The following is a 2455-nucleotide window of genomic DNA, read 5'->3' as shown; positions in this document are numbered from 1 at the left end:
CAGTATTCGAATTCAACGAAAACTTGTTTGACTATTTACCGACAATGAGAGAGAGTTTCAAAAAAATGTACACAAGCAGAGCGGAATCACAAGACAAAAGCAATGTTTACATCTCTGGTGGTGCAGCTTGGGCTTTTTACACGCTTTTAAATGGAGCTAAAGCAGAAGAAAACTTTACTCAAGTACAATATGATGATATCCTTGCTATCAGAACAATTGCAGAAAACAATTATCAAAGATTTGTAACAAGTGCAGAAAGTAATGTTGAAATGAAAAAAGTATTGAACACTTATCAACAAAAATACTTAATTGCAGCTTTCAACCTTTTGGAAACTTCTCTTGAAGTTATTCCTAACATACAAAGCAAAAAGATTTTCTTCGCTAAACAAGGTCAAATTGCTTGGTTAGTAAGTTATGTATTTGACAATGCAAAAGGTGTAAAGCAAATATACTAGACCAAGAGTCCAAAATTATTTTACAAAAAATCAAATCCCATTCATTATTGTTTGGGATTTTTTTTTGCATTTTACAACTATTCTTTTGATTAAGGTTTTAAAAAAAAGTTTAAATTTGAGTAATTAAGCATCATAACACCCTAATCATGAAGAACTTTAAAATAATATTTTCATTTATATTTCTTGCTTCACTAATTAGTTGTGGGAAAAATGGGTCCGAAGAAAAGGAAGAAATAGAAACAAATTATACCCAGACTTCAAATATTTCAACTGCCATTCCTATTATAAACACTGTGAACGGAGAATCAAATACTAATACTCTAACCTCGGGATCAGAAGAAACGGATGTTGACTCCGATTCGGGTTTATCGGCAGCCATACAAAGACAAATCCCAAATTCACGAACTTCAAAATACAGAAACACCCAAAACAACAGTACTACACAAGAGCAAATAATATTGTCTAATACCCCAACAGAGAAAAACGCAGAAATTATCGTCGATACTCCATTAAGAAACTTATTAAGAAAAGGCCAAGTAGGAAAATCATACTCCAAAAGAGAACTTATTGAAGAATATAAATTTCCAAAAGAGGCAGTCGATCTTGTAAAACATGTAACCTGTGTTGGCCCAAACAAATTATATTTCAACTGGGGTTCAACATGGCTAGTAGAAAAAGTATCGGATGCAGAGTTCCAAAACGACACCATGATTTTTACCTTCAAAAAAAATAAAACCTATGTATCAGGAGGCGCCATTGGCATTAAATACAATAAAAAAATATACACTGAATTGATTCTTAACAACGGAGCCGCCTACATTCCTACCGTAAAAGGCTACCACTGGGATATTAATAAATAATGAAAAAAGAACTTACAAGATGCGCTTGGTGTAATTCCAGCGAATTATACCAAAAATACCACGACGAAGAATGGGGCATTCCTGTTTATGACGACCAAAAACTTTTCGAATTCCTGATCTTGGAAACTTTTCAAGCTGGATTAAGCTGGATAACCATTTTAAACAAAAGAGAAAATTTCCGCAAAGCTTTTGATAATTTTGACTACAAAAAAATAGCCAACTATTCCGAAGATAAAATTCAGGATTTACTCCAAGACTCAGGTATCATTCGAAACAAAATCAAAGTTTATTCTGCAGTTTCCAATGCCATAGCCTTCATGAAAGTTCAGGATGAATTCGGTAGTTTTTCCAAATACATCTGGGGCTTTGTCGACGGAAAACCGATTATAAACAACCGAAAAAGCCTGAGCGAAGTACAGGCCACAACTCCCCTGTCCGATGCCATCAGCAAAGATTTAAAAAAACGCGGGTTCAAATTTGTAGGTTCTACGGTAGTTTACGCCCACATGCAGGCCACCGGAATGGTAGATGACCACGTGACCGATTGTTGGAAGAGAAATTAACACACAATCACCGCTTTTATCCTCCAAAATACAAGTTACACCTGTAACAACTTTAAACTTTTAAAGGTTTAAACTTTCAAACTTTTTTAATTACATTTGCTTCACACTTTAGGGGTGTCTGCAATCGCAGGCTGAGATTTTACCCTCTGAACCTGATCTAGTTCATACTAGCGTAGGGAAAAGTAAGATGACTTCTGCGCGCATTTTTATGCGTTTTTGTAGCCATTCCTAAAGTATAACTATACTAATTCAAAAAGGAATGGAACTAAAAATCAACCAACAAATTAAAAAGTTCAATGCTGAATCGCTAAGCGTTCAATCATTGCTCGATCTCGAAATTCCGCACAAACAAAACGGAATCGCCGTTGCTATTAACAACACCGTTGTTCCAAAAACCAAATGGAACGAATTCCTCGTACAAGAAACTGACGAAATTTTGATTATTTCTGCTACGCAAGGCGGGTAATTTAAATTCCAAAAAATATCCCGAGGCTTCGGGACCAAATTCCAATTATATACTGGACGTAGACGCACTGCTGTGCGTCTCTACGGAAACAAATGCGTTAAAAAACACAAT

3 protein-coding genes, 1 pseudogene and 1 riboswitch are annotated in these 2455 nt (G+C 35.3%); all 4 genes and pseudogenes read left to right on the top strand.

All coding sequences use genetic code 11. The annotated features are described in order from the left end of the window. Nucleotides 1-455 (top strand): annotated as a pseudogene (locus VFS71_RS05905) (exopolyphosphatase); the annotation flags it as partial. A gap of 146 nt (nucleotides 456-601) precedes the next feature. Continuing rightward, nucleotides 602-1315, top strand: a complete 714-nt coding sequence (locus VFS71_RS05900) for a hypothetical protein (protein ID WP_326399950.1) — start codon at nucleotides 602-604, stop codon at nucleotides 1313-1315. Then, the gene (locus tag VFS71_RS05895; RefSeq protein ID WP_326399948.1) at nucleotides 1315-1878 is read left to right on the top strand and encodes a DNA-3-methyladenine glycosylase I; all 564 of its coding nucleotides are present in this window, start codon (nucleotides 1315-1317) and stop codon (nucleotides 1876-1878) included. Before VFS71_RS05900 ends, VFS71_RS05895 begins: the two co-directional genes overlap by 1 nt. A 100-nt stretch (nucleotides 1879-1978) precedes the next feature. Continuing rightward, nucleotides 1979-2074, top strand: a riboswitch (TPP riboswitch). Nucleotides 2075-2137: 63 nt separating this feature from the next. Further along, a complete protein-coding gene (thiS, locus tag VFS71_RS05890; protein WP_326399946.1) occupies nucleotides 2138-2344 on the top strand; it encodes a sulfur carrier protein ThiS in 207 nt (68 codons plus the stop codon). Nucleotides 2345-2455 lie beyond the last annotated feature (111 nt).

This window comes from Flavobacterium sp., assembly GCF_035760125.1.
Lineage (GTDB): Bacteria > Bacteroidota > Bacteroidia > Flavobacteriales > Flavobacteriaceae > Flavobacterium.
The sequence above is the reverse complement of the archived record's forward strand: the minus strand, read 5'-3'. Positions and strand labels throughout refer to the sequence as shown.

Bases quoted from the DNA above. Each gene is read 5' to 3' on its own strand.
- VFS71_RS05900 (WP_326399950.1), top strand. From the start codon at position 602: ATGAAGAACTTTAAAATAATATTTTCATTTATATTTCTTGCTTCACTA.
- VFS71_RS05895 (WP_326399948.1), top strand. From the start codon at position 1,315: ATGAAAAAAGAACTTACAAGATGCGCTTGGTGTAATTCCAGCGAATTA.
- thiS (WP_326399946.1), top strand. From the start codon at position 2,138: ATGGAACTAAAAATCAACCAACAAATTAAAAAGTTCAATGCTGAATCG.